The sequence below is a fragment of the Arthrobacter sp. KNU40 genome, from assembly GCF_051515115.1.
Classification (GTDB): Bacteria; Actinomycetota; Actinomycetes; order Actinomycetales; family Micrococcaceae; genus Arthrobacter.
In genome coordinates this window covers 3,935,424-3,960,824 of record NZ_CP195850.1, presented here as the reverse complement: position 1 = coordinate 3,960,824, position 25,401 = coordinate 3,935,424, and the positions used below count along the sequence as shown (strand labels likewise).

Below are 25,401 nucleotides of genomic sequence, written 5' to 3'. Positions count from 1 at the left end.
GAGACAATTGAGGGGAAGCGATGGCCGAGAAGACCAGCGCGGGGAAACAGTTCGACGTGTGGGCCCCGTTTGCAGAATCTGTCACTTTGCTTGCGGAGGGTCAGCACCACGAAATGCGGTCGGACGACGACGGCGCCGCGGGCTGGTGGACGGCAGACGTACCCCGGCGGGCCGGAACTGACTACGGCTACCTGGTGAACGGGGAGGGGCCCTTTCCCGATCCGAGGTCGCAGCGCCAGCCGGACGGGGTCCATGCCCATTCCCGCACCTTCGACGCCACGTCCTATGCCTGGAACGACTCGGATTGGGCGGGACGCGGGCTCGGCGGCGCTGTCATCTACGAGCTTCACCTCGGTACCTTCACTCCGGAAGGCACGCTGGACGCTGCAGCGGAAAAACTGGACTACATCGTTGAACTTGGAATCGACTTCGTGGAGCTTCTGCCAGTCAATGCCTTCAACGGCCCCCACAACTGGGGGTACGACGGCGTGCTGTGGTTCGCCGTCCACGAGGGCTACGGGGGACCGGAGGCGTATCAGCGATTCGTGGATGCGGCGCATGCTGCCGGACTAGGCGTGATCCAGGATGTGGTCTACAACCATCTGGGGCCTAGCGGTAACTACCTGCCGAAATTCGGCCCCTACCTGAAATCCGGCGAAGGGAACACATGGGGCGACTCGGTGAATCTGGACGGCCCCGGCTCCGACGAAGTCCGTCAATACATCCTGGACAACGCCGCCATGTGGTTGAGCGACTTCCACGTGGACGGGCTGCGCCTTGACGCCGTACACGCCCTGCGCGATGAGCGGGCCGTCCATATCCTGGAAGACCTAGCCAGCCTCGCGGATGGCATCGAAGCGGAAACAGGCGTCCCCAAGACCTTGATTGCGGAATCGGACCTGAACAATCCGCGCCTGATCTACCGCCGGGATACCAATGGCTACGGCCTGGAAGGGCAGTGGAGCGACGACTTCCACCACGCCGTGCATGTGAACCTCACCGGGGAGACAGCTGGCTACTATGCGGATTTCGATTCCTTGGGCGCACTGGCGAAGGTGCTTGAACACGGATTCTTCCACGACGGGAGCTACTCGAGCTTTCGCGGCAGGCATCATGGCCGCCCCATTCGCCCGGGGCTCGTTCATCCTGCCGCGTTGGTGGTCTGCAACCAAAACCACGATCAAATCGGCAACCGCGCGGCCGGTGATCGCCTGAGTTCGAGCCTGTCCTACGGCAGGCTCGCGCTGGCCGCCGTGCTGACTATGACGTCGCCGTTCACTCCGATGCTCTTCATGGGCGAAGAATTCGGTGCGTCCACGCCGTGGCAGTTTTTCACCTCGCATCCTGAGGAATGGCTGGCTGAGGCTACGGCAAAGGGCCGGCTCAAGGAATTCGAACGGATGGGCTGGGACCCTGCGTTGGTGCCCAACCCCCAGGATCCGGAGACGTTTGAACGTTCCAAGCTCAAGTGGGAGGAAGCACACGACGGCGATCACGCCCGATTGCTGGACCTTTACCGGGCGCTGGCGAACCTCAGGCGCTCGACTCCGGAGCTTGCGGGCGGCGGATTCACTGACACACACGTCGACTTCAGCGAAGAGGACAAATGGCTGGTTCTTAGCAGGGGCGCGGTAAGGGTTGCCTGCAACTTCGGGGACCGGACCCTGACGAAGGCGATGGATGGCGAAGTCCTGCTCGCCACGGACTCCACTGCCGCCGTCGGGAACGGAAAGCTGACCCTCCCGGGCGAGAGCGCCGCCGTCGTGCGCCTTAAGTAAGGCGGTGGCCGCCCCGAACGGTGAGCTCCGGCTCCCCGGCACCTCACCACAGGCTCCAAGGGGGATGGCCCGGTAAATGTGTTTGAGGTAGGCTCCGCAACATGCTGCTGCGCGGTCGAAAACAAAACTGGGGATTTCGTAGAATTCCGCGATCTTGCGAACGTTTCTTCCGAAATTTGGTTCAAGCGCTCGACAGGCTGATTACTGCGGAGCGCCTGCGGAACTATCCGATGATTTTCATAGTCCTGGGTGCGCTCATGACGGTCGTTTCGTCCGCGCAGCGCGTCATTGATCCCGGAGCGCAGGGGGCATTTCTCCCTGACTATCTCGCACATTGGACGGGAGGCGGACTCCTTCTATCTGGTGAACGTGACGGGCTGTACGACCCCGCAATCCAGTTGGGGCATCAGGTTACAGCCTTGGGTCCGACCGCCTACTTGGCATGGTTTGTTTCTCCTCCACTCGTCGCGGCCCTGTACGCACCCCTTTCAGTGTTGAACTACAACGTGAGCGCGGCATGCTGGGTAGTCTTGAGCGCTTCGATGTTGATCTGGTGTGTTCATAGCCTTGGCTTCCTCGCCCCGAACCTCATGCGACGACGGCGCAAATATGTGTTCCTGGCAATATTCGCTTCCGCACCGGTTCTTGAATTGATAGGTGGCGGGCAGGATTCTGCATTCGTACTCGCCGTTTGGCTCGTCGGGCTGCGCCTCATGGCAACGCGCCGTCAAGGCCTCGCGGGGGCGGTTATTGGTCTTGGGTTCTTGAAACCCCAGCTGGTAGTTCTAGTCCCATTCGTCCTGCTTTTCACTCGAAAATACAGGGCACTCGCAGCCTTCGTGGCGGTTGTGGCGGGACTGTCTGGGATATCGGTACTACTTGTTGGAATCGACGGAGTCCAACATTGGGTGGCCGCAATCACTAGTTCGGTCTACAACGAACAGGTCCAGCAAGGCCAAGCCTGGAAGATGGTGAGCCTTCCGGCGTTCATCATCGCCATTCTGCCGCCGGGATGGAGTGCTTGGCTCGCCACATACGTGGGGTGGGCATTCATCTCCGTCGGTTTTGTTTTTCTCCTCCAAAGAATCCGGGCAGCCAGTACTACCACTGTGGACACCCAAGCCGTATGGGTGGCCACGCTGGCAACCACCGTCGTATTCTCGCCCCATCTAATGATCTACGACGCTGTCCTCCTCGTCCCCGTCGCGCTCTTTCTCTTGGAACGGCGACCGTCTGCTTTTATCCGTGTGATGTTGGTGGCAGCATTCGTGCTGATGTGGCTGGCTCCGGCGCTGCACGTGCTGTCCTTATCGGTGCCGTGGCCCTTTGCGGCTGTAAGTGCCCCTTGGGCGTCGCTACCCCTAACCGCCCTCTGGGTCGAATCGCTAAAGGAGGTACTGACCCGGCGCAGCCCGTCCCCACAATCAGCGATGGTGAATTTGGACCCTGGTAAGTGACCGCGCCCACATGACGGACATCGCACTTCGAGCCTCGAAGGCGGTGGCAGGATGGTAGGTATGACTTATTCGGCTGCGGAAAACCGCTATGAAACCATGCCCTACCGCCGCGTCGGACGCAGCGGCCTCAAACTTCCCGCGATCTCGCTGGGACTGTGGCACAACTTCGGCGACGACAAGCGTTTCGAAGAGCAGCGCGCCATCCTCCGCCGGGCGTTCGATCTGGGGGTCAACCACTTCGACCTGGCCAACAACTATGGTCCGCCGGATGGATCGGCCGAAACGAACTTCGGCCGCCACCTGAAGGACGACTTCAAGCCGTATCGCGACGAGCTCGTCATTTCGACCAAGGCCGGTTACTACATGTGGCCCGGCCCTTTCGGAGAATGGGGCTCCCGCAAGTACCTGCTCTCCAGCCTCGACCAGTCGCTTCAGCGCATGGGACTGGACTATGTGGACATCTTCTACAGCCACCGTCCCGATCCCGAAACCCCGCTGGAAGAAACCATGGGCGCCCTGGACCACGCAGTCCGTTCTGGCAAGGCCCTCTACGCCGGAATCTCCTCCTACACCCCGGAGCAGACCCTTGAGGCAGCCCGGATTCTCAAGGAGATGGGCACGCCGCTGCTCATCCACCAGCCCAGCTATTCCATGCTCAACCGCTGGACCGAGAACGGTTCGCCCAACCTCTACGAAACGCTGGACCAGGTTGGTGCTGGATCCATCGCCTTCTCCCCGCTGGCACAGGGGATGCTCACCAACCGGTACCTGAACGGAATCCCCGCGGATTCACGCGCTGCCAAGGAACGGTTCCTGTCGGAATCAGCGCTTACTGAGGAAAAGCTGAGCCGGGTGCGTGGTTTGAACGCCATTGCCGACGGACGCGGCCAGACCCTCGCCCAGATGGCCATCGCCTGGATCCTGCGCGATCAGCCCAAGGGTTCGCCTGTGACCTCGGCGCTTGTCGGGGCGTCCAGCGTGGCCCAGCTCGAGGACACCGTGTCCGCGATCAACAACCTCGACTTCACGTCGGAGGAACTGACAGCGATTGACGAGTTCGCCGTCGAATCCGACATCAATCTGTGGGCGCAGAAGTAGATTCGGAAACTTAACACACTTGCGGGGCCGGCTGGGAACAAAGCCGGCCCCGTTTGGGTTGGCTACAATGCTAAGAGCGCCGAATGGCGCTGTGCCTTTAAGACGCCGTCGTACATTCAGGTACTGACGCGCTAGGCACCTGAGGTTAGTTCTCAAAGGAGTTCCGTGTCTTCACATCCGATTCGTGTCGCCATTGTCGGCGTAGGTAACTGCGCCGCTTCGCTGGTCCAAGGTGTCCACTACTATCGCGATGCCGACCCCCAGGCCACGATTCCGGGTCTGATGCATGTTGAGTTCGGCAAGTACCACGTCAACGACGTCCAGTTCGTCGCTGCGTTCGACGTCGACAGCAAGAAGGTCGGCCTCGACCTCGCTGACGCCATCGGCGCCAGCGAGAACAACACCATCAAGATCGCTGACGTGCCTTCCACTGGTGTGACCGTGCAGCGCGGCCACACCCTGGACGGCCTGGGCAAGTACTACCGCGAGACCATCGTCGAGGCCCCGGAAGAGGCAGTGGACATCGTTGCCGCACTGCGCGAAGCCAAGGCCGACGTCATGGTCTGCTACCTGCCCGTTGGTTCCGAGGACGCCGCGCATTTCTACGCCCAGTGCGCCATCGACGCCGGCGTTGCCTTCGTCAACGCCTTGCCCGTCTTCATCGCCGGCACCAAGGAATGGGCCGACAAGTTCACCGTCGCCGGCGTGCCGATCGTCGGCGATGACATCAAGAGCCAGATCGGCGCCACGATCACCCACCGCGTCATGGCCAAGCTCTTCGAGGACCGCGGCGTCACGTTGGACCGCACGTACCAGCTCAACGTCGGCGGCAATATGGACTTCAAGAACATGCTGGAGCGCGACCGTCTGGAATCCAAGAAGATCTCCAAGACCCAGGCCGTGACCTCCAACGTCGAGGCCGTCCTGCACGCCGACGACGTCCACATCGGCCCGTCGGACTACGTCGCCTGGCTCGATGACCGCAAGTGGGCGTTCGTCCGCCTCGAAGGCCGCAACTTCGGCGATGCCCCGGTGTCGCTCGAGTACAAGCTCGAGGTCTGGGACTCCCCGAACTCGGCCGGTGTGATCATCGACGCCATCCGCGCCGCCAAGATCGGCCTGGACCGTGGCATCGGCGGCCCGCTGCTCTCTGCTTCCAGCTACTTCATGAAGTCCCCGCCGGAGCAGTTCAACGACGACCTCGCCCGCGAAAAGGTCGAGGCCTTCATCCGCGGCGACGTCGAGCGCTAACCCCGGCTCACTTATATCGGCTTTTGGCCGGACGCTCGCTCACGTATGCCGGGTTTTGGCCGGACGCTCGCTCAGGTATGCCGGGTTTTGGCCGGACGCTCGCTCAGGTATGCCGGGTTTTGGCCGGACGCTCGCTCACTGATAGGTGAGCGGGCGTCTGTCGTTTAACGCTGGCTCACTACACGGCGCTGGCAAAGCCGGATGCGACGGCGGGATTAACCCACGCCGATCGCAGTGCCTTCTTGATCTTCTTGGTAGCCAGCTCGAAACCATCCGCCAAATCGTCCCTGCGGAATACGAGGACGGTCCATCCGGCCGCTTCGAAGGCTTTGTTCCGGCGTCGATCACTTAGTGTCTGCGCCTCCTCAAGGTGATGGCCGCCGTCGTACTGAATGGCGACCCGCCTTTGACGGAACCCCAAATCGGCCGACGGCGAGAACGGATCGTCACTTCGCAACTTGAGTTGAAGTTCGGGTTCGGGAATTCCAGCGTCCATCATGGCCAAGCGAAGCAGGGACTCTGGCGCCGAATCCGCGCCTACGCGCATCAGTTCGAGAGCCTGCCGGGCACGCACGACGCCCTGCAAATTTGGATGCCGCTCCACCAAGGCGTGCAGTTCTTCAAGGGTTGCGAACGGTGTGTCTCGTCCTTCCAACGCCTGGCGGGGTACGCGAATCAGCTCGTCGCCCATACAGACGAGGTCGTTCAAAGGCAGCAGCCGGGCCATGTCCAGCCAAGTGCGCGGGCGCGTGCTTATGCGTATTCCATCAACGGATTCGACCTCGTCCTCGGCCGTGATCACCCTATGCCCGATCACGCCTTTCCGACGCGCTCCAGGCACCGATCGCGGCTTGCTGAGGTGCAGTTCCGTCGAATCGGCAAGCCACGGCGGAAGGCAGGAACAGCGAAGGCGCGCTGCCGTCACATGGGAGATCCAGGCCCCTGGGGTAGCGGCCGACAGCGCACGGGCGGCGGACTCAAGATCGAAGTCCCAGTCGATCGGACGGTAGAGGCTGCGGCTGACGCGTTCGACGTCGGCGCGAAGCAGGCGGCTGCGCGGGACACCTTGGGCTTGGGCCTGGGTGAGCGTGAACGGACCTGAAAGCAGTTGAGCGGGAAGGGCAAACTCTTTTCGCATACCCGCATTGTGCCGCAAACCGACCGGTGCCCGCAGAAGTTATCCACAGGCCCGGGACTCGGCTGTACGACTTGTCCGCCGCGTGCGACATATGTGAGCGAGCGTTCCGCGAAAGTGCGACATATGTGAGCGAGCGTTCCGCGAAAGTGCGACATATGTGAGCGAGCGTTCCGCGAAAGTGCCACATAAGTGAGCGAGGCCCTCATCGTCAAGCTGGTTGTGAGTCATTCATTACCTTTTGATTGAAGGAGCCGGCGATGGCCGTTGATAACAAGGGTTTTACGCGTGAAGAGATCCGTGAGTTCATGCATGAGTACTATTTGCAGCCGCACGGGTCGAGGAAGGAATGGATGGCCTCGACGTCCGTTTCGGAATGGACGTTCCGCCGGTGGCGCAAGATGATGGTCCAGGGCGATATCGACCGTGGCCTGATTCCGCGGGAGCATGGAGGCATGGTCCCGACGAATCGTGAACTCTCCGCGTTCGAAAAAGCACGCGCGAAGGAAATGGCTGCCCACCGTGCCGAAGTCGAAAAACTCCAGAAGCGGGTGCAGGAGCTGGAGGACACGAATTCCGCGCTGGGAAAAGCTATCGGGCTCTTGCACGAGTTGAGCGTGCCAGAGCCCGATACAACCCCGACGAGCGCTCACAACGATTCATAGCGGCCGAGAACACTCTGGTCCTGGAACTGCATGTGATCATCGGCTCCCAGCGGACAGCGCTCAAGCTGGCGGGCCTCTCGCGCGGGACCTGGCATTACCGGTCCAATCCCCGTCCGGCGGTGCAGCACCCGATCCACCAGAGCGACCGGGCCTACGAATCCCGGATCAGCTCCGCGCATCAGGACCGGATCCTGGGGCTCATCCTGGCCAGCTGGGAGAAGGGCAACTCCGTTGACCATGCCTTCGCCACAGCCTGGGACAACGGCGAGCTGCTCGCCTCCAACCGCTCGTGGTGGCGGATCGCGGCAGACTACGAGGACCAGCAGGCCCGCCCAACCATCCCGCGCAAGCGTTGGGGCACGCGTGGTTCCTCTGAAAAGCCGGTGGTCAAGGCCACCGGACCCTGCCAGGTCTGGTCCTGGGACATCACCGACATCTATGCCAAGTGGCAGGGCAAGGTTTTCAAGGTGTACTCCATCATGGACATCTTCTCCCGGGAAATCGTCGGCTGGCGGGTGGAGGAACGCGAGTCCGACCACCTCGCCGCGCAGATGTTCAAGACAGCCATCGCCCGGCACGGCGCCCCGCGCATCGTGCATGCCGATTCAGGCCCGGCCATGAGATCAACCCTGCTCCGTGACACCCTCACCGCCCACGGCGTGGAACTCAGCCATAACCGCCCGTACGTCTCCAACGACAATCCCTTCTCGGAGTCAGGCTTTCGCACGATGAAATACCGGCCCGGCTACCCCCGGATCTTTAACGATCTCGAGGCCGCCAGGGAGTACCTCACCTGCTACGTGCACTGGTACAGCACCGATCACAAACACTCCGGCATCGCACTGTTCTCACCATCACAGGTCCACGACGGGTCGTGGAAAGAACTCTGGACCAAGCGAGACAAAGTCCACCAGGACTACTACGAACGACACCCGGGAAGATTCCGCCGCCGACCCACCACACCGGCCCCCGCCACATACGCCGGGATCAACCTCCCCCAGACCAAAACACCCCAAAAACTAGCCCAGTGACTCCACACAGCTTGACAACTTTCGAGGGTTTCGTAAAGACGGCACATAGCTGAGCGAGGGTCAGAAGAGGCCCACCGGATTTCCGTGCTCATCGACGTCCATTCGCATCGCGGCGGGCTCCTTGGGCAAACCGGGCATGGTCATGACAGCACCTGTCAGAGCGACAATGAAGCCCGCTCCGGTCTTGGGAATCAGCTCGCGCACGTGCACCGTGAACCCCTTGGGGGCGCCCAACTGGGAGGCATCGTCGGTGAATGAATACTGCGTCTTTGCCATGCAAACGGGCATTCCGCCCCAGCCATTTTTCCGGATGTCCGCCAGGCGCCGGAGCGCAGGAACCGAGAACTCAACGCCGTCGGCGCCGTAGATTTCCTGCACGATCGTGCGGATCTTGTCCTCCACAGACAGGTTCAGAGGGTACAAGTGCCGGAAGTCCGACGGCGCTGCTGCCGCCACCGCCGCGGCGACCTTCGCCGCGAGCTCGTCACCGCCGTCGCCCCCACCACCTCTGCCCCAGACATCCGCCACCGCCGCCTGGACTCCTTCCTGGGCGCACCAAGCCAGCAGCCATTCGAGCTCTTCTGTTGTGTCCGTCGCGAATTTGTTGATTGCAACAACGGGGGTGACGCCAAACTTCTCGACATTGTGCACATGCCGTTTCAAGTTCTCGACGCCGGCAGCGAGCGCTTCGACATCCGGCTCCTTGAGAAGCTCCTTCGGGACGCCGCCCTGCATCTTCAGAGCCCTAATCGTCGCGACCACGACGACGGCCGACGGCGCAACGTCTGCGATGCGCGACTTGATGTCCATGTACTTTTCGGCACCAAGGTCGGCGCCGAATCCGGCCTCCGTGACGACAATGTCGGCGAGCTGTTGGGCCGTTCGCGTGGCGATGAGCGAGTTGCAGCCGTGCGCGATATTGGCGAACGGGCCGCCATGCACAAGGGCCGGGGTTCCTGCGATGGATTGCACGAGATTCGGTTTGATGGCGTCCTTCAGGAGCATGGTCAGCGCACCCTGGACACCAAGATCGGCCACGGTGACCGGCCGCCGGTCATAGCTGTATCCGAAAGTGATGCGGCCGAGGCGCTCGCGGAGATCATCCAAGTCCGTTGCGAGGCAGAAGACGGCCATGATTTCGGAGGCGACGGTGATGTCAAAACCGTCCTGTCGCGGCACGCCTTGAGCGGGGCCGCCCAGGCCGATGATGACCTCGCGCAACGCGCGGTCGTTCATATCGAGGACGCGTTTGAACGTCATACGCCGCGGATCAATGTTGAGCTCGTTGCCTTGGAAGATGTGGTTGTCCACGAGGGCCATCAGGGCATTATTGGCCGAGGTGATCGCGTGGAAGTCGCCGGTGAAATGCAGGTTGATCTCGTCCATGGGAAGAACTTGGGAGTAGCCGCCCCCGGTCGCGCCTCCCTTCATCCCGAGGATCGGTCCAAGGGACGGTTCGCGTAGCGCGATCATCACGCGGTGCCCGGCCCGCGCCAAGGAATCGGCGAGGCCTACCGTGGTTGTGGACTTCCCCTCACCCGCCGGGGTCGGGGACATAGCCGAGACGAGGACTATCTTGCCCGCGCGTTTGGCGTCCGGGAGACGGAGCTTGGCCGGATCGATTTTCGCCTTGAACCGGCCGTACAGTTCCAACGCATCGATGTTGATCCCGGCACGCTCCCCGATCTCCTCGATGGGACGTATCGCTGCATTCTGGGCAATTTCGAGGTCGCTCAAGATCTTGTTTTCAGACATCCTTGTCCTCAACTCTGTGCGGAACACTGTCCGCGACAATCTATCAGTCGTGCCCTCATAGGTGAGCGGGCGTTTGAGGGATTGCCCTCATAGGTGAGCGGGCGTTTGGGGAAAAGCCGTCATAGGTGAGCGGGCGTCGTCGGGATTGCCGTCATAGGTGAGCGGGGGTCTAGCTTGGGCGGACGAGGACAGCGCCGATGGCTGCGTGGTAGCTCTCGAGCGCGATGGCTGCCGTTCTCTGCCAGCCGAAGGCCTCCGCATGAACTGCAGCGGCTCGGCCCATGTCTTCGCGGGTCCGGGGATCGTCGTACAGGGCTTCGATGACGTCGGCCCAGCGGGAAGGATTGTGGCCGTCAACCAAAATGCCCGTCCGCCCGTCGGCAACGGCACGGGACAGGCCGCCCACGTTGGTAGCGACCACCGGAGTGCCGCAGGCCTGCGCCTCCAGGGCAACAAGCCCGAACGATTCGCTGTAGGAAGGCATCACCACGACGTCGGCTGAACGGAACCAGCCCGCCAGCTTCGGCGCCTTGACCGGCGCGCGGTGCGTTACGACGTCGTCGAGCCCAGCGGCAGTGATGAAGGACTGCAGATTGAAGTCCTTTGCGCCGCTCAAGGCGCCCAGGATGGTCAGTTCGAGGTCGATGTCGGGGCGCCGCTTGCGGAGGATGCCGGCAGCCTCGATGAATACTTGCGGTCCCTTGAGCCGCTGGATGCGTCCGGCGAAGAGCAAGTGGAAACTGCCGGGCCGGACTCCAAGCTCGGCGCGGGACCGGGCCCGGAACGCGGGAGTGAACACGGTGAGGTCAACGCCGGGGGGAGCGATGTCGATGTGGTCGAAATCGGCGTCGTAGTGCGATACAAGCTCCTGGGCTTCGGCAGGAGTGTTGGCCACGAGGCGCGTGGCTCCATCGACAATCTTTTGTTCGCCGTCTTCACGCAGGCGCGGCTCCGGCCGCTCGCCGGATTCGAGCACCAGGTTCTTGACCTTCGCCATCGTGTGCATCGTGTGGATCAGCGGCACGTTCCACAATGCCGAGAGTTCGAGGCCGGCCACACCGGACACCCAGTAGTGCGAATGGATGGCGTCGTAACGGCCGTGCGGTTGCCGCTGCCGGATCCTCTCGACTTCGGCAACCATGGCGTGGAGGAGGTCGGGAAGTTCCTCCTTGGGCAGTTTCCTGCGCGGGCCTGCCAGGACGTTGTGGACGCAGACCCCGGGCCCGGGATGTTCGACGGCGGGCTGCCCGGCGGACGTCGAACGCGTGAAGATCTCTACCTCCACGCCGAGATCAGCCAACGCCATGGCCAGCGCCCGGACGTAGACATTCATGCCGCCCGCATCGCCCGAACCTGGCTGCTCCATGGGCGAAGTATGGAGTGACAGGAAGGCCACGCGACGGATCAACGACACCGCTACCTCCTGTATCCAACGCAATTCAACAAACTCCGCAAAGCGATAAATCCTCTGCGTCCCAGCGAAAACACTACTCCTGAGCTCCCCGGCATTGCAGCCGGCCCACCAGGGCCGGCATCGTAGGGCGGGCTGATACCGTAACGGACGTGAGCCAATCAATCAGCGAAACAGGAACGGCGGCGGCCGTTAACTACGAGATCCGGCCCGCCCGGGCAAGCGACTGGCCCGGGATCTGGACAGTCCTGGAACCCGTGATCCGTGCAGGGGAGACCTTCACCTGGGACCGCGATACTACAGAAGAAACTGCCCGGGGCAAGTGGTTCAAGGAAGCGCCCGGCCTGACCTTTGTAGCAGTGCGCGACGGCGACGTGCTGGGTACCGGTGAACTGCACGCCAACCAAGGTGGCGGCGGAAGCCACGTGGCCAACGCCGGCTACATGGTCCATGCCGATCACGGCGGGCAAGGAATCGCCCGGGCACTTTGTGCCTATTCCTTGGTTGCCGCCCGGGACGCCGGGTTCAAGGCGATGCAGTTCAACGCCGTCGTCGAAAGCAACGTCCGCGCAGTGGGACTATGGCAGTCCATGGGGTTCCGCATCCTTGCGACCATCCCCGAGGCCTTCCACCATCCGACCCTCGGCTACGTGGGGCTGCAGGTCATGTACCGGGAGCTCTAAAGGCTTTGCACAATCGTGGCCGCGGCGTAGTCTGCCGTGCATGGACGCAACGCCCAGGACAGGATTCGATCCCCTCGCCGCTATCCGCGGGGATGCGCGGGAGGACGGGGCCGCTTCAGGCTGCGATCTCCTGCTGACAGGCACCGTGTTCCAAGACATTATCTTTACCGGACTGGACCGCAGCCCGGAACCGGGGACCGAAGTGTGGAGCCAAGGCATGGGGACCTGCCCCGGCGGCGTGGCCAACCAAGCCATCGCGGCTGCCCGGCTTGGGTTGCGGACCAGCCTCGCCGCGGCCTTCGGGGATGACGGATACGGGGACTTCAACTGGCGGATCCTGGAAAGCCAGGAGCACGTGGACCTCTCCCTGTCCAGGCGGTTCGAGGGCTGGCATTCTCCGGTCACCGTCTCCTTGTGCGTCGATCAGGATCGTTCCATGGTCACTCACGGCCATCCCTCGCCCATGAGCGCCTCGGAACTGATTGGCGAGCCGCCCAATGCGCTCGCCGCCGTCGCGGATCTCGGCGAGGAGCCAGAGCCCTGGATGTTGGCGGCGACGAAAGCCGGCGTCAAACTCTTTGGCGACGCCGGATGGGATCCGACAGGAGAATGGTCTTCAAGGCGGCTGGACCAGCTCAGCAATTTCCACGCCTTTATGCCGAACCAACGGGAAGCAATGGCATTCACCGGCAAAGACAACCCGTGGTCCGCGCTCTACACCCTCGCCGACCGAGTTCCGGTGGCTGTAGTGACGCTGGGAGCGCAAGGAGCCATGGCCGTGGATTCCGAAACCGGCGAGGAGGAGTGGGTGCCGTCCCTCCCCGTGACGGCGTACGACCCCACCGGAGCGGGCGACTGCTTCGGCGCGGCGTTTATTGTGGGCTGCCTGGCCGGATGGCCTTTGGGAGACCGGCTCCGTTTTGCCAACCTTTGCGCCTCGCTGGCGGTGCAGGAAGTGGGCGGATCGCTTGCTGCGCCCGGTTGGGGTGACATTGCCGACTGGTGGCAGCGAGCGAACGCCCGGAGGGAGCGGCAGTCCAGCCAGTGGCTCAAACGGTTCGCTTTCCTTGAGGACATTGTGGCGGATGTCCCGCCCGGGGCCCAACGTCGTGCGACAGCCACGATCGCCCACAACTCGGACGCCTGAGCGGCGTTCACCCCGGTCAGCTCGCTCACCCTCAGTCAACCCGCACGCCGTCGCGGCACTAGAATCGTGAGGGTGACTTACGAAGCAGCTGCCAGTTTCGAGCCCTCGACGGAATCAGGTCCGGCAACGGTCCTCGAACGATCAGCCGTCATTGACTTGGACGCCATCCGGCACAACGTACGCCAGTTCGTGGCGATCGCCTCGCCCGCAAACGTCATGGCCGTCGTCAAGGCCGACGCCTATGGGCACGGCGCGGTGCAGGTAGCTCGGGCAGCCCTCGAAGCCGGCGCCCGATGGCTCGGTGTTGCCCATATTTCGGAGGCCTTGGCGCTGCGCGCCGCTGGAATTGATGCCCCGATGCTGGCCTGGCTGCACACCAGCCAAAGCAACTTCCAGGCGGCAGTCGCGGCCGGCGTCGACGTCGGGATTTCCGGCTGGGAGCTGGACGCAGTGGTTGCCGCGGCACGCGAACAGGAACGCCCGGCCCGCATCCACCTCAAGGTTGACACCGGCCTGGGCCGCAACGGCTCCACCATCGCCCAATGGGACAAATTGGTGGGCCAGGCCATGGAGCACCAGGACGAGGGCCTCCTGCGCGTGGTGGGCATCTTCTCGCACTTGGCTGTGGCCGATGAACCGCACCGTCCCGAGACAGATGAGCAGTTGGCTGCATTCCGGGAAGCGATTGCCGTGGCCGAGGACGCCGGCGTGGACACCGAAGTCCGGCACCTGGCCAACACTCCCGCTACGCTTTCGCGCCCGGATGCCCATTTCGACCTGGTCCGCGTGGGTCTCGGACTCTACGGGCTGTCCCCATTCGAAGGACAAAACTCGGCGGAACTTGGTCTCCGCCCGGCCATGACTGTGCGCACCCTCGTTTCCAATTGCAAGCGGGTGCCCGAGGGCCAGGGGGTGTCATACGGACTCAACTACCGGACGTCCAGCGAGAGTGCCCTGGGCCTGATCCCGCTCGGTTATGCCGACGGCGTGCCGCGCGTCGCCACCGGCGGACCGGTGCGGGTCAACGGAGTCAACTATCCCGTTGTGGGTCGGATCGCCATGGACCAGATGGTCATCGACCTTGGGAACGCGGTGACGGACGAAGCCGGCTGGCTGGGCGCCGAAGCTGTCATGTTTGGTGACGGGGCCGACGGCGGCCCGACGGCGGACGACTGGGCAGCCGCCGCGGGAACCAACAACTATGAGATTGTCACCCGCATCAGCCCACGCGTGCCGCGGATCTACATCAACGAGACCCCGGGGGCGGATGCCCGGTGAGCGGGGCTTCGATGAATAAGACCCCGTTGAGTGATGCGTTGTGGGAACGGAGCGTCAAGGTCGCGACGGCGGAGCAGACACACGCTTTGGGCTCGGCGCTCGCCGGGGTCCTTGGGCCCGGTGACCTGCTGGTCCTGACGGGCGAACTCGGTGCAGGCAAGACCACCTTCACGCAGGGACTCGGCGAAGGACTGGGCGTCCGTGCCGGCGTCATCTCGCCCACGTTTGTCCTGGTGCGCATCCACCCCAACCTGCCGGACGGGCCGCGCCCCGGCGGCCCCGATCTGGTCCACGTTGATGCTTACCGGTTGGCATCCGCCGCTGAAATCGACGACATCGACCTCGAAAACACCATGGACAACTCCGTGACGGTGGTCGAATGGGGGCGCGAGCGCGTGGAACACCTTTCGGATAGCCGCCTGGACATCGAGATGCACCGGACGGTGGGCGGCACGGAGAGGGCGGCAACCCGCCATGAAGCAGGCCAGGACGCCGTGCTGGACTTCGACCCGGAGGACGACGACGAACCCCGTACCATCGTTTTCCGCGGCTTCGGCCCTCGTTGGAGCGCCGTGCCCGAAATACTGGAGGAGAACGCCTGATGCTGATCTTGGCCATTGATACTTCAGCCGTGGCGAGTGCGGCACTCATCTCGGACGATGCCATGGAAGGCGTCCTGGAATCTTTCGCCACCGAGGACACCCGCAGCCACGCCGAGGTCCTGGCGCCCGGCATTGAGAAGCTCCTTGCAGACGCCGGTGTAAGCGGCGCGGACATCGACCTCATCGTCACCGGCGTCGGCCCTGGGCCGTTCACGGGCCTCCGCTCAGGGATTGCAACCGCCCGCACTTTGGCATTTGCCTGGAGCAAACCCCTTTTCGGTCTCATGAGCCTGGATGCGATCGCATTGGAAGTGGCCGAGTCAACGGAGGCGCAGGCCGAGTTCCTGGTGGCCACGGATGCCCGTCGCAAAGAGGTCTACTGGGCGCGCTACACGCTCAACGATGGCCAGCTCCCGCAACTCGTGGACGGTCCGCACGTCGGTTTCGCCTCGGAGTTGCCCGATCTCCCCGTCTTCGGTGCCGGCGGCGGCATCTACGCGGACGTGGTCAACGCGAACGAGGAATTCAGCACCACCCAGCCCGACGCCGCTTCGTTGGGCCAGTTCGCCATGGCCCTCCTGGCAGCCGGGGCGGAACTGCCGGATTCCACCCCGTTGTATTTGCGGGAATCCGACGCTCAAGTGCCAGGCCCTAGGAAGCGTGCCCTGTGAACCCCTCGTACCAGTTCAAGCTCGACGGCGTGACCGTGCGCGACATGACCGCCGACGACGTCACCGCGGTCGAGGTCCTGGAGCGCAGGCTATTTCCGGTGGACGCGTGGCCGATGCAGATGTTCTTCGATGAACTTGCCCAGGTTGATACCCGCCGCTACGTGGTGGCCGAAGCCGGCGGGCAGATTGTGGCCTACGCAGGGCTCATGTGCATCGAGCCGATCGCGGACGTCCAGACGATCGCCGTCGTGCCCGAATTCGAAGGCAGGGGAATAGGCTCCGCCATCCTCACGGAACTGATCGAAGAGGCCCGCCGGCGCGACGCGGTGGAAGTGCTCCTGGAAGTCCGTGCCGACAATCCACGAGCGCAGGCACTCTACGTGCGGTTCGGTTTCGAGCAGATCCACGTCCGTCGGCGCTACTACCGGGACGGCACGGACGCCCTCATCATGAGGCTGACATTGACTGAAGGAACACCGGCATGAACCGCTCCCACACCATCCAGCCGCTCGTGCTGGGGATCGAGTCCTCCTGCGACGAAACCGGCGTCGGGATTGTCCGGGGCACCACGCTGCTGACCAACACGGTGTCCTCTTCGATGGATGAGCATGTCCGTTTTGGCGGCGTCATTCCGGAGATCGCCTCCCGTGCGCACCTGGACGCCTTCGTACCCACGCTGCAGGAGGCCTTGCACGAGGCAGGGGTGACGCTCGACGATATCGACGCCATCGCCGTGACCTCCGGACCTGGCTTGGCCGGCGCGCTCATGGTGGGTGTCTGCGCGGCCAAGGCCCTCTCAGTTGCCACGGGCAAGCCGCTCTACGCGATCAACCACTTGGTGGCGCATGTCTGCGTCGGACTTCTTGATGGAAAAGAGAGCGGCGCCGCCGGCGGCACCGGGAGACCCGGTTCGGGCGGACGGCTGCCGGAAAACCTCGGTGCGTTGCTGGTTTCCGGCGGGCACACGGAAATCCTGCGCATCCGCAGCATCACCGACGACGTCGAGATGCTCGGCTCCACGATCGACGACGCCGCGGGTGAGGCCTACGACAAAGTGGCGAGGCTCCTGGGCCTTGGCTACCCGGGCGGACCGGCCATCGACAAACTCGCCAAGCAGGGCAACGCCAAGGCCATCCGCTTCCCGCGCGGACTTTCGCAACCCAAGTACATGGGAACCGCGGAGGAACCCGGACCCCATCGCTACGATTGGTCCTTCAGCGGCCTGAAGACCGCCGTCGCGCGCTGCGTTGAACAATTCGAAGCCCGGGGCGAGGTCGTTCCCGTTGCCGATATCGCCGCCGCGTTCCAGGAGGCGGTTGTGGACGTCATCACGTCCAAGGCAGTGTTGGCCTGCAAGGAGAACGGCATCACGGATCTCCTGCTGGGCGGCGGGGTTGCAGCCAACTCCCGGCTCCGTGAGCTGACAGGGCAACGCTGCGCCGCTGCGGGGATCACCCTGCATGTTCCGCCGCTGTCACTGTGCACCGACAATGGTGCCATGGTGGCGGCCTTGGGCTCGCAGCTCATCATGACGGGAATCGCTCCCAGCGGCGTCACGTTCGCCCCGGATTCCTCGCTGCCGGTGACCACCGTTTCGGTGTAGCAGCGGGAACCCGGCGGGCGGCTATACGGCCGAAGGCTAGGCGGTCGGAACGGAGCGCATCTGCTCCACGAGATCCTGGACGACCGCGTGAAGATCGCCGTCGTGCTGGGCGGCGACGCGGCGCTGGCGCTGATAGCCTGCTCCACGGGCGATGATCTTTTCGACGTCTGCCAGTTCTGCCGAGCAACCCAGCTTTTCCGCGACAGGCGCCAGGCGCAGCAGCGTTTCCTTGAGGTGCTCAGTGACGAGCTGCTCATTGCCTTCCGCGTCGAGGATGATGATCGCTTCCATGCCGTAGCGGGCGGCGCGCCACTTGTTTTCCTGGATATGCCACGGCGGCATGGTCGGAATGCTGCCCCCGTTGTCCAGGATCGTGGAAAACTCGTCCACGAGGCATTGGGTCAGGGCTGCAACTGCGCCCACTTCCTCAAGGGTGGCCAGGCCGTCGCAAATACGCATCTCGATGGTGCCCAGATTCGGCACAGGCCGGATATCCCAGCGGATTTCAGACAGGGTGTCGATCACTCCGGTAGTGAACATGTCCTGGACATAGGATTCGTATTCGGCCCAGCTGGGGAACTGGAAAGGCAGACCGGCCGTGGGCAGTTGCTGGAACATGAGGGCGCGTTGTGACGCATAGCCGGTGTCCTCGCCGCCCCAGAACGGGCTCGAGGCGGACAACGCCTGGAAATGCGGGAAGTAGTTGACCAGCCCGTCGAGGATGGGGAGCGCCTTGTCCCTGCGGTCCAGTCCGACGTGGACGTGGACTCCATAGATGACCATTTGCCGTCCCCACCATTGGGTGCGGTCGATCAACTTGGCATAGCGTTCTTTGTCCGAGACCGGCTGAAGCTGCGGCGGGCTGAAAGGGTGGCTTCCGGCGCAGAAAAGCTCCACGCCCATGGGGTCCGTGACTTCCCTGACAGCCTGCAGCGAGCGGGCCAGGTCTTCCTTGGCTTCCTTGACGGTGTTGCACACGCCCGTGACAAGTTCCACGGTGTTCAGCAGCAATTCCCGCTTGATGTGCGGATGCTCGTCGTCCTCGTTCAAATCCGGATGCCGCGACGCAACGCCCCGCAGGACCTCATTCGCCACCGAGACCAATTCGCCGGTGCGTGCGTTGACGAGCGCAAGCTCCCATTCCACCCCCAGGGTCGACTGCCTGGATGAAGCGAAATCAATCTGCACGTGGGTCCCCTCGGTATTTGCCAAAAACGCCCTGAGCAATGCCCGCCGTGGGGCCGTCAGCGGTTGGCTCAAGTCTAATGCAGGGGCGGTACCGTACCGCATGATGGGACTGCGAGGTAAAAAAGGAAGCAAAGTCGTTTGCTAATGAGAATGATTTGCATCTAAGATAATGGGTATGCACCTTTCTGTCGTCAGCTCACTGGACAGCCAATGCCGCGAAGCAGCCACCGCCAGGCTTGGGCGGACCCACCGCGATTCGGTGGTGGTCCTGCACGACCTCCTGGACGGCTCCATCGTCTTGCGAAGGATCTTCCGCAACGGCGAACTCGTGGAGCAAGCGCAAACCGCTTTGGAGCACGGGTGCCTCAGCTGCACTGTCCGCCTCGATGTTGTCCCGACGGCGGAACGCCTCGCGTCCTGCGGCCATGACCACATCGTCCTGGGCCTGCCGCCCGGTGTCTCTGTGGACATGGCGGTGGCGGAACTCAAGCGCGGCCTGGGACGGCCCGCCGTCATCGACAACGCCGTGGTGGCGATCGATCCCTCCGGGCTCGAAGACCACATCTGGGACAAGCACACGCTGTATGAATCCGGCTTCACGGCCATGCCCGAGGATGAGCGCACCAGCGGAGAATTCCTCATCGGGGAACTGGGCCACGCGGATACTGTCATGGTCCACGCCGGTCTTGGGGCGGAGCTGGCAGGCTTGCGCCCGGACTCAAGCGAGGCCTGGGCCCAAGGGCTGGAACTGCTCGGGCAGCTTGCTCCGCACGCCGCCGTTTCCGCGAGCGACGACGACTTCCTGCCCGGCTGCTATGACGGTGCCGAGGCCCTCGCGAGGGTTCGTCGTGGTTCCGTGAGGGTGCCGCTCAAGGAAGAGTCGGGGAGTTTCCGGACCGTACTCCACAAAGTGGAGCGTCCCCTCCATCCAGGTCGCTTTCAGGAAGCACTGCCCAGGTTGGCCGAGGGATCCCACTGGATGCGCGGCCGATTGTGGATTGCCTCGGCGGCCAAGGTCCGGATCGCGGTGCAGGGAATCGGGCCGCGCGTCTGGCTCGAGAGCACAGGCGAGTGGCTCGCGGACGCCGGCACCGGCGCTGTCCTCGACGGCAAGGACCCGCAGCCCGGACAGGGACTCCCCGACGTCGACGCCGTCCTTGACTGGCATCCCCGCTTCGGCGACCGGGGCACGGTGCTGGCCGTGACCGGACGAGGGGAAGACCTCGACGCCGCCGAAATCCGGGCACTCCTGGACGGGTGCGCGCTGAGCGAAGCGGAGATGCGTCTCGGCTTCGCCGGACTCGAGGACCCTTTTGAACTCGAATCCACCCTTTAGCCGGGCTTCGGCCTCGGTGGAACAAAACCGCAATCAAACAAATCAAAACCCCAGAAGGAGAACCCCATGAAAGTCCGGAATTCGCTGCGTGCCCTCAAGAAGGTCCCCGGCGCCCAAGTAGTCCGCCGGCGCGGCCGCACCTTTGTCATCAACAAGCTGAATCCGCGCTTCAAAGCGCGCCAAGGCTAGCTCCCCGTCTAGGCTGGGCAGAGAACCCGCTACGCGAAGGAAGCCCCGTTATGCCGATCCTCAATAAAGACATGACGCTCTGTATTTCTCTCTCTGCCCGGCCGAGCAACAACGGAACGCGTTTCCACAACTTCCTCTACGAGGCGCTCGGCCTGAACTGGATCTACAAGGCCTTCGCTCCCACAGACCTTCCGAACGCCATCGCCGGCGTGCGCGGCCTGGGCATCCGCGGCTGCGCCGTCTCGATGCCCTACAAGGAAGACGTCATCGCCCTTGTCGACCGCATGGACGCTTCGGCCGCCGCTATCGACTCGGTCAACACGATCGTGAACGACGGCGGCGTACTCACGGCCTACAACACGGACTACACGGCGATCGCCCAGTTGATCGAGCGCAACGCGATCGACCCGGCGTCGTCCGTGCTGCTCCGGGGTTCCGGCGGCATGGCCAAGGCCACTGCGGCTGCCTTCCGCGACGCCGGTTTCTCCCGCGTCACGGTGGTTGCCCGGAATGAAAAGCCCGGGCAATCCCTCGCGGGGCTTTATGGCTTCGGCTGGCAGGCAGAAGTAGGGGAGTCGACGGCGGACGTGCTCGTCAACGTCACACCGATCGGCATGGCCGGCGGTCCCGAGTCCGGCTCGCTGTCCTTCCCTGAAGAAGCGGTGTCGGCCGCGCAGGTGGTGTTCGACGTCGTCGCCCTCCCTGCAGAGACTCCGCTCATCAAGGCCGGCCGCGCGGCAGGAAAGACCGTGATCAGCGGCGCCGAGGTAGCCACCATCCAGGCCCTTGAACAGTTCGTGCTCTACACGGGCATCACGCCGACGCCGGAGCAAGTGGCCGCGGCCGAGGAGTTCACGCGCGCCCAATAGGGCGTCCCAAGTCAGGGATCGGCTCAAGCAGCCGCTACCGGCTCCACCACAACAGCCACCTTTTCCTTGCCGATCCTGGTGAGGACCAGGGTGGCTGTTTTGTTGCCGCGGGCTTTAGCCGAGTTCTTTCCGGCCGGCAGCAATTGTTTCCGCAGCTCTTCGGGGGTAACGGAGGTGCCGCGTTTCTTGATGTCCAGGACGCCGACACCGTTGGCCTTCACCCAGGCTTTGAGTGCCTTGACGTTCAGCGGCATGACTTCCAAAACTTTGTATGCGCGGGCGAACGGGGTCTCCGCCAGTTCCGGAGCGCAAATGTAGGCAATGTGTGGGTCCACCAGGTGGCCTCCGAGCCGGAGTGCGACGTCGGCCACCAGGCCCGCGCGGATCACCGCGCCATCCGGTTCGTAGAGGTATCCCTCCACGGGCCCGACGTCGGGCACCGGGCCGCCGTCGAAGTCTTCGCCGCTGGTGATCTCGGCGGCGCCCTGCGGCCCGAGCACCAGGGCAGCGCGGCGGATGCCGGGACGGGCGACGTCGTTGAACCACAGCGTGACTTCCGTGACGTCCCCTCCCACCGAGATCCACTGTGCCTCGCAGCCGGTTGGAACCGATTCGTGCGGCATTCCCGGACCCATCTTGACCCCGACGGACTTGCCGGTGGCGGCCAACGATTCAACGAAGGACAACGGCGGCGAGAACGCCTCGGGGTCCCAGATCCTTTTGGTTCCCGACGACGACGTCGTGCGTCGGGCCGGATCGAGCCACACGCCGTCGACCCCGTCGAGGGGCACCGAGGTTGCGTCGGAGTGCACTACCGTCGCGTGCGGGAAAGGAATGAGGTTGATGGTGGCGCAGGCTGCGGTGGTCTCGTCGAGCTCCACGGCGGTGACCTTGATGTCCATGGAGGCCATGGCCATGGAATCTGCTCCAAGCCCGCAGCCGAGGTCCGCGACGTGCTGCGTGCCGGCGTTGGCGAAGCGTTCGGCATGCCTGGCCGCAACATTGAGCCGGGTGGCCTGCTCCAGGCCGGCTTGTGTGAAGAGCATCTGCCGGGCGAATTCGCCGAACTTGGCCTCGGCCCGGGTGCGGAGCCTGGATTGGGTGAGGACGGCGGCAACGAGCGCAGGGGAGTGGCCGTCTTTGCGCAGGCGGGCATTCAGGGCGAAGGCTTCGTCATCGCGGTACGGTCCCAAGGACGCGAGCAGTTCCCAACCTTCCGTTGTCAGCAAGGGGGCGATCTGTTCCTGCGGTGTGTCAGCCATGGGAACTAGCCTAGTGCTCGCCCGTCATACGGGGTCGGGAGGGATCCGGGAGCGCTCGGGCGGATAGGGTTGATGCCATGGAAGACAACCCAGTACGCCAGCCTGACGACGCCAATGGATCTCCCTCTGCCCCCGATAAACGTCCCTTCGCCGGAAATCTCTCCAGTTATGCCCGTCCTGCGCTCATCGTGGGTGCCTTGATTGCCATTGTCTGCATCGCGCTGTTGATCATTATTTTCTTCCTAGACTCTTTCAACGCGGCCACCTACTCCATGACCGGAAAGAGCGTCCAGGACGCCACGGATGAGGCCCGGGACATCCGTGACACCTACGCCGGTGCCCGCATTGGAGCGATCGTCGGGCTGGTGGTATTCGGCGTCGTCGCACTCGCCAGCGGCGTGGTGCTCTATCTGAACCGCGGAACCGCACGGACGGAAGAGTACGACGACGGCGAGGACGTTGACTTCGACGACCTCGCCGGGCAATAAGCGTGTGAGCCGGAAGCCGCCATTGGACGTTCACCCGTGACGGAATTCTGGCACTCGCCTTGACCGAGTGCTAATGCTTACATAGAGTCTTGATTAGCACTCTCCCTAGGCGGGTGCTAATCATGCCGCCAGGCACTTACCGGCACCGCGACGACGGTAAGCCCGCCACGGCACCCCTGGTTTGATAGTCCATGTACTACCTCACGTAAAGGAGAGATCCGAGTGTCGGTCTCCATTAAGCCTCTCGAGGATCGCATTGTTGTCCGCCCGCTCGAAGCAGAGCAGACCACGGCTTCCGGCCTGGTCATCCCGGACACTGCACAGGAAAAGCCGCAGGAAGGCGAAGTTGTTGCAGTTGGCCCCGGCCGCTTCGATGACAACGGCAACCGCGTGCCCGTCGACGTAACCGTTGGCGACGTCGTCATCTACTCCAAGTACGGCGGAACTGAAGTCAAGACCGGCGGCAACGAATACCTCGTTCTGTCCGCCCGCGACGTTCTGGCGATCGTCGTTAAGTAATTCCCTGGATCCCGCATCGCAGATTAAGTCGGACTTCTTCCGGTCGAATCAGCGGTGCGGGTTTTCCGTCTTGAAAGGACACAACCATGGCAAAGCAGCTTGCGTTTAACGACGCTGCCCGTCGCTCGCTCGAAGCAGGCATTGACAAGCTCGCCAACACCGTCAAGGTCACCCTTGGCCCGCGTGGCCGCAACGTCGTTCTGGACAAGAAGTGGGGAGCTCCCACCATCACCAACGACGGCGTGACGATCGCCCGCGAAGTCGAACTCGACGACCCGTATGAGAACCTTGGTGCGCAGCTGGCCAAGGAAGTCGCCACCAAGACCAATGACGTCGCAGGCGACGGCACCACCACGGCCACCGTACTGGCACAGGCACTCGTCAAGGAAGGCCTGCGCAACGTTGCCGCCGGAGCCGCCCCTGGCGAAATCAAGCGCGGCATCGAGGTTTCGGTCCAGGCCGTGGCCGCCCGCCTTCTTGAGAACGCCCGCGAAGTAGAAGGCACCCAGGTTGCCAGCGTTGCCGCGATCTCCGCCCAGAGCGATGAGGTTGGCGAACTCCTCGCCGAGGCTTTCGGCAAGGTCGGCAAGGATGGTGTCATCACCATCGAAGAGTCCTCCACCACGCAGACCGAACTGGTCCTCACCGAGGGCATGCAGTTCGACAAGGGTTACCTGTCCCCGTACTTCGTCACTGACGCGGAACGCCAGGAAGCTGTTCTGGAAGACGCGCTCATCCTGATCAACCAGGGCAAGATCTCCTCGCTGCAGGAATTCCTGCCGCTCCTCGAGAAGGCCCTGCAGGCTGCCAAGCCGCTCTTCATCATTGCCGAGGACATCGACGGCGAGGCACTGTCCACGCTGATCGTGAACCGTATCCGTGGCACCCTGAACGTCGTTGCCGTCAAGGCTCCGGGCTTCGGTGACCGCCGCAAGGCCATGCTGCAGGACATTGCCACACTGACCGGCGCACAGGTTGTCTCCCCGGAGCTCGGCCTGTCCCTCGACCAGGTTGGCCTGGAGGTCCTCGGCAGCGCCCGCCGGATCACCGTCACCAAGGACAACACCACCATCGTTGACGGCGCCGGCACTCCCGAGGACGTCGCGGCCCGCGTCGCCCAGATCCGTGCAGAGCTGACCCGCACCGACTCCGATTGGGACCGGGAAAAGCTGCAGGAAAGGCTTGCAAAGCTGGCAGGCGGCATCGGCGTGATCAAGGTCGGCGCAGCCACCGAGGTCGAGCTCAAGGAAAAGAAGCACCGTATCGAGGACGCAGTGTCCTCCACGCGTGCTGCCCTTGAAGAAGGCATCGTCTCCGGCGGTGGCTCTGCCCTTATCCACGCCCTCAAGGCACTGGACGAGGACGCTGCCGTCAAGGCACTGGAAGGCGACGCGGCTGCCGCCGTCGGCATCGTCCGCCGCGCCCTGACCCAGCCCCTTCGCTGGATCGCCCAGAACGCCGGCTTCGACGGCTACGTCGTCGTCGCCAAGGTTGCCGAGCTGGAAGACAACCACGGCTTCAACGCGAAGTCCGGTGTGTATGAGGACCTGATCGCCGCCGGCGTGATTGACCCCGTCAAGGTCACCCGCTCCGCGCTTCAGAACGCCGCATCCATCGCAGCCCTGGTTCTCACCACCGAGACCCTGGTTGTCGAGAAGCCGGCCGAGGAAGACGAGCACGCAGGTCACAGCCACTAATCCCCACCGCCTCCCTAGCCTCGCTTCGCTTCGGCCAGGGAACCCGGGCGGTGTGGGCCCACACCGCCTCCCTAGCCTCGCTTCGCTTCGGCCAGGGAACCCGGGCGGTGTGGGCCCACCTGCGTGAAAGAAGGCCCGGTCCCCTTTGGGGGCCGGGCCTCCTGCATTTGGCTCGCCGTTTCGGCGCAGACGGGCCCACAGCTGGTACCGGGCAATCACCCTGTGAGCGCTCAGCTAGGTATGGCTCAATTGAAGGATGGGTGCTCTTCGGATGAATTTTCGATTGGC

General features: G+C 63.5%; 24 protein-coding genes. 19 read left to right on the top strand and 5 right to left on the bottom strand.

Going from position 1 to position 25,401, the window contains the following annotated elements; all coding sequences use genetic code 11:
* The first annotated feature begins 20 nt into the window (after positions 1–20).
* The 4 genes from treZ to ACSKT0_RS18375 all read left to right on the top strand — a co-directional run bounded on the left by treZ (position 21) and on the right by ACSKT0_RS18375 (position 5,584).
* Positions 21–1,778, top strand: coding sequence for a malto-oligosyltrehalose trehalohydrolase (gene treZ, locus ACSKT0_RS18390; protein ID WP_437771028.1), 1,758 nt, complete (start codon positions 21–23; stop codon positions 1,776–1,778).
* A gap of 101 nt (positions 1,779–1,879) precedes the next feature.
* A complete protein-coding gene (locus ACSKT0_RS18385; protein ID WP_437771027.1) occupies positions 1,880–3,235 on the top strand; it encodes a glycosyltransferase family 87 protein in 1,356 nt (451 codons plus the stop codon).
* Between the two features lie 60 nt (positions 3,236–3,295).
* Positions 3,296–4,333, top strand: coding sequence for an L-glyceraldehyde 3-phosphate reductase (gene mgrA, locus ACSKT0_RS18380; protein ID WP_437771026.1), 1,038 nt, complete (start codon positions 3,296–3,298; stop codon positions 4,331–4,333).
* Between the two features lie 165 nt (positions 4,334–4,498).
* The gene (locus tag ACSKT0_RS18375; protein ID WP_437771025.1) at positions 4,499–5,584 is read left to right on the top strand and encodes an inositol-3-phosphate synthase; all 1,086 of its coding nucleotides are present in this window, start codon (positions 4,499–4,501) and stop codon (positions 5,582–5,584) included.
* Positions 5,585–5,762: 178 nt separating this feature from the next.
* On the opposite strand, the gene ACSKT0_RS18370 is transcribed toward ACSKT0_RS18375, so the two are convergent.
* Positions 5,763–6,722 (bottom strand): DUF559 domain-containing protein, encoded by a 960-nt coding sequence (locus tag ACSKT0_RS18370; protein ID WP_437771024.1) that lies wholly within the window; start codon positions 6,720–6,722, stop codon positions 5,763–5,765.
* Positions 6,723–6,979: 257 nt separating this feature from the next.
* On the opposite strand from ACSKT0_RS18370, the gene ACSKT0_RS18365 reads away from it, so the two are divergent.
* Both ACSKT0_RS18365 and ACSKT0_RS18360 read left to right on the top strand, forming a co-directional pair.
* Positions 6,980–7,384 (top strand): hypothetical protein, encoded by a 405-nt coding sequence (locus ACSKT0_RS18365; protein WP_437771023.1) that lies wholly within the window; start codon positions 6,980–6,982, stop codon positions 7,382–7,384.
* A 32-nt stretch (positions 7,385–7,416) separates the two neighbouring features.
* Positions 7,417–8,415: a transposase gene (locus ACSKT0_RS18360; RefSeq protein WP_437771022.1), complete on the top strand. Its 999-nt coding sequence runs from the start codon at positions 7,417–7,419 to the stop codon at positions 8,413–8,415.
* A gap of 60 nt (positions 8,416–8,475) precedes the next feature.
* Here the strand turns inward: ACSKT0_RS18360 and ACSKT0_RS18355 are convergent, their stop codons facing one another.
* Complete coding sequence (locus ACSKT0_RS18355; protein WP_437771021.1) at positions 8,476–10,170, bottom strand: formate--tetrahydrofolate ligase; 1,695 nt, start codon at positions 10,168–10,170, stop codon at positions 8,476–8,478.
* 169 nt (positions 10,171–10,339) lie between these two features.
* The gene (gene mshA / locus ACSKT0_RS18350; RefSeq protein WP_437771020.1) at positions 10,340–11,584 is read right to left on the bottom strand and encodes a D-inositol-3-phosphate glycosyltransferase; all 1,245 of its coding nucleotides are present in this window, start codon (positions 11,582–11,584) and stop codon (positions 10,340–10,342) included.
* Between the two features lie 149 nt (positions 11,585–11,733).
* Between mshA and ACSKT0_RS18345 the strand changes: the two genes are divergently transcribed.
* The 7 genes from ACSKT0_RS18345 (at position 11,734) to tsaD (ending at position 17,565) form a co-directional block, all read left to right on the top strand.
* Positions 11,734–12,264 carry an N-acetyltransferase family protein gene (locus tag ACSKT0_RS18345; protein ID WP_437771019.1) on the top strand — a complete coding sequence of 177 codons (531 nt, stop codon included), beginning with the start codon at positions 11,734–11,736 and terminating at the stop codon, positions 12,262–12,264.
* A 40-nt stretch (positions 12,265–12,304) separates the two neighbouring features.
* Positions 12,305–13,411, top strand: coding sequence for a carbohydrate kinase family protein (locus ACSKT0_RS18340; RefSeq protein ID WP_437771018.1), 1,107 nt, complete (start codon positions 12,305–12,307; stop codon positions 13,409–13,411).
* A gap of 72 nt (positions 13,412–13,483) precedes the next feature.
* Positions 13,484–14,689, top strand: coding sequence for an alanine racemase (gene alr, locus ACSKT0_RS18335; protein ID WP_437771017.1), 1,206 nt, complete (start codon positions 13,484–13,486; stop codon positions 14,687–14,689).
* Between the two features lie 11 nt (positions 14,690–14,700).
* The gene (gene tsaE, locus ACSKT0_RS18330) at positions 14,701–15,291 is read left to right on the top strand and encodes a tRNA (adenosine(37)-N6)-threonylcarbamoyltransferase complex ATPase subunit type 1 TsaE (RefSeq protein ID WP_437771016.1); all 591 of its coding nucleotides are present in this window, start codon (positions 14,701–14,703) and stop codon (positions 15,289–15,291) included.
* Complete coding sequence (gene tsaB / locus ACSKT0_RS18325; protein ID WP_437771015.1) at positions 15,291–15,962, top strand: tRNA (adenosine(37)-N6)-threonylcarbamoyltransferase complex dimerization subunit type 1 TsaB; 672 nt, start codon at positions 15,291–15,293, stop codon at positions 15,960–15,962. Before tsaE ends, tsaB begins: the two co-directional genes overlap by 1 nt.
* Before the next feature lie 44 nt (positions 15,963–16,006).
* The gene (gene rimI, locus ACSKT0_RS18320; protein ID WP_437774079.1) at positions 16,007–16,447 is read left to right on the top strand and encodes a ribosomal protein S18-alanine N-acetyltransferase; all 441 of its coding nucleotides are present in this window, start codon (positions 16,007–16,009) and stop codon (positions 16,445–16,447) included.
* Positions 16,444–17,565, top strand: a complete 1,122-nt coding sequence (gene tsaD, locus ACSKT0_RS18315) for a tRNA (adenosine(37)-N6)-threonylcarbamoyltransferase complex transferase subunit TsaD (RefSeq protein WP_437771014.1) — start codon at positions 16,444–16,446, stop codon at positions 17,563–17,565. Before rimI ends, tsaD begins: the two co-directional genes overlap by 4 nt.
* A gap of 36 nt (positions 17,566–17,601) precedes the next feature.
* Here the strand turns inward: tsaD and ACSKT0_RS18310 are convergent, their stop codons facing one another.
* Positions 17,602–18,753, bottom strand: coding sequence for a glutamate--cysteine ligase (locus ACSKT0_RS18310; RefSeq protein WP_404496504.1), 1,152 nt, complete (start codon positions 18,751–18,753; stop codon positions 17,602–17,604).
* Between the two features lie 175 nt (positions 18,754–18,928).
* On the opposite strand from ACSKT0_RS18310, the gene ACSKT0_RS18305 reads away from it, so the two are divergent.
* From ACSKT0_RS18305 to ACSKT0_RS18295, 3 genes are all read left to right on the top strand, one after another.
* Positions 18,929–20,089: a GTP-binding protein gene (locus ACSKT0_RS18305; protein WP_437771013.1), complete on the top strand. Its 1,161-nt coding sequence runs from the start codon at positions 18,929–18,931 to the stop codon at positions 20,087–20,089.
* Positions 20,090–20,155: 66 nt separating this feature from the next.
* Positions 20,156–20,278, top strand: a complete 123-nt coding sequence (gene ykgO, locus ACSKT0_RS18300; protein WP_059387417.1) for a type B 50S ribosomal protein L36 — start codon at positions 20,156–20,158, stop codon at positions 20,276–20,278.
* Positions 20,279–20,328: 50 nt separating this feature from the next.
* Positions 20,329–21,147: a shikimate 5-dehydrogenase gene (locus ACSKT0_RS18295; protein ID WP_437771012.1), complete on the top strand. Its 819-nt coding sequence runs from the start codon at positions 20,329–20,331 to the stop codon at positions 21,145–21,147.
* Between the two features lie 23 nt (positions 21,148–21,170).
* Here ACSKT0_RS18295 and ACSKT0_RS18290 read toward each other — a convergent pair whose 3' ends face one another.
* Complete coding sequence (locus ACSKT0_RS18290) at positions 21,171–22,409, bottom strand: THUMP-like domain-containing protein (RefSeq protein WP_437771011.1); 1,239 nt, start codon at positions 22,407–22,409, stop codon at positions 21,171–21,173.
* Between the two features lie 77 nt (positions 22,410–22,486).
* Between ACSKT0_RS18290 and ACSKT0_RS18285 the strand changes: the two genes are divergently transcribed.
* The 3 genes from ACSKT0_RS18285 to groL all read left to right on the top strand — a co-directional run bounded on the left by ACSKT0_RS18285 (position 22,487) and on the right by groL (position 25,113).
* Complete coding sequence (locus tag ACSKT0_RS18285) at positions 22,487–22,897, top strand: hypothetical protein (RefSeq protein ID WP_437771010.1); 411 nt, start codon at positions 22,487–22,489, stop codon at positions 22,895–22,897.
* Between the two features lie 222 nt (positions 22,898–23,119).
* Positions 23,120–23,416, top strand: coding sequence for a co-chaperone GroES (gene groES / locus ACSKT0_RS18280; RefSeq protein WP_028265041.1), 297 nt, complete (start codon positions 23,120–23,122; stop codon positions 23,414–23,416).
* Between the two features lie 86 nt (positions 23,417–23,502).
* Positions 23,503–25,113, top strand: coding sequence for a chaperonin GroEL (gene groL, locus ACSKT0_RS18275; protein WP_284756252.1), 1,611 nt, complete (start codon positions 23,503–23,505; stop codon positions 25,111–25,113).
* The last annotated feature ends 288 nt before the right edge of the window (positions 25,114–25,401 follow it).